The sequence below is a fragment of the Microcoleus sp. B13-B6 genome (assembly GCF_036705405.1).
GTDB lineage: Bacteria > Cyanobacteriota > Cyanobacteriia > Cyanobacteriales > Microcoleaceae > Microcoleus.
The window spans coordinates 1-1,560 of record NZ_JAUBUJ010000242.1; the positions used below are offsets into that span (position 1 = coordinate 1).

General features: G+C 48.5%; 1 pseudogene. It reads left to right on the forward strand.

Annotated features, from left to right (window positions below):
* Positions 1-189 precede the first annotated feature (189 nt).
* Positions 190-1,342: pseudogene (locus QUB35_RS38945) on the forward strand (ISAs1 family transposase).
* The last annotated feature ends 218 nt before the right edge of the window (positions 1,343-1,560 follow it).

The following is a 1,560-nucleotide window of genomic DNA, read 5'->3' on the forward strand; positions in this document are numbered from 1 at the left end:
CAGGGTAAACGCATCTAATTTTGTATAAATTGTACTTGACAAAACGCCACCAAGAGGAAAGGGATTTTTTCTTAGTCAACGTGCATAATAGATTGGCTAGAGGACATCTTCAATAGACGTTAAGGTTGGATATCCCGGAATAAGCGTATGGCTAGAGGCTTTGGTTGTCCCGTTGTCAGGCCAGAACAAGTGCGTGAGGCTAAAATACTCAGAAACAGTGTTCTCAACTATTTCCAGCACATCCAAGATCCGCGAGTGGAACGAACGAAATATCATGGTTTGACACAGATTATCACCATTGCTCTTTTGGCAGTCCTCTCAGCTGCCGATGGGTTTGTGGCGATAGAAACCTATGGCAAGGCTAAGCAATCTTGGTTGGAGACGTTTTTAGATTTGCCCCACGGGGTTCCATCCCACGATACCTTCGCCCGAGTGTTTGGGATGCTCGATCCGCAAGCGATACAGGAGAGTTTTCTTTTGTGGGTGAGCAGCATCACCGAGAGACTGGGCATCAAGGTAATTCATATCGACGGCAAGACGGCCTCCCGGTTCCTATGACCGGGAGGGGAAGCTCAAAGCGCTACATAGTGTAAGTGCCTGGAGCAGTGAACACGGCTTGGTACTGGCTCAACACAAAGTTGATAGCAAGTCGAATGAAATTACAGCCGTCCCCCTCCTACTAAAGTTACTCAACCTCAAAGGGGCTGTGGTGACGCTGGATGCAATGGGAACACAGACAGAGATTGCCCAGCTTGCTCAAGCAAGCCGGAGGAGAGTATGTGCTAGCCCTCAAAGGCAATCAGAAAAAACTAAGCGACCAAGTGGCGGCTTGGTTTGAGCAGGCTATTGCCCGGAACTGGCATGGGGTTGAGTATGATTATCACAAAACGGTGGAGACGGGACACCATCGGATTGAAACCCGTCAGGTCTGGGCAGTACCGATAAATCAACTACCACCGTTGCATCGGCAAAGCTTGTGGGTGGGCTTAACTACTATTGTCATGGTCAAGCGAACCAGTCAATTGTGGAACACAACGACAACGGAAGTTGGCTTCTACCTCAGCTCCTTGGAAGCAGATGCTCAGCAACACAACCGGGCGATTCGATCCCACTGGAGTATCGAGAACAGTTTGCATCTTCGTACTTGATGTAACCTTCAACGAAGATGCCTGTCGGATTCGCCAGGGATATGCCTCGGAAAACCTGGGACTATTGCGCCGTTTAAGCGTCAACTTGCAAAGAGCGTGAACCTTCTAAGATGAGTCTGGCGATGAAGCGATATCGAGCGGGCATAGATAACGACTTCCTGCTGAATATCATGTCCGCGAGTACATCGAAGTGAAAGGGGTTCAATCAACATAACCCAAAAGCCATAATGACCTGTCCGAGGAGGTGCAGCACCAAACGCAATCGGTATTACATTTATATGGTACTCATAAGTCGGCAGAATCTCGCAAGCGAGTCTGGAGCAATGCCAGAGTCTCCATTTTGAACGAGCAACCTGTTTTTTCGTCAGCTTCTATAGATTTGCAGGACTTAATTTAGATGCGTTTACCCTGG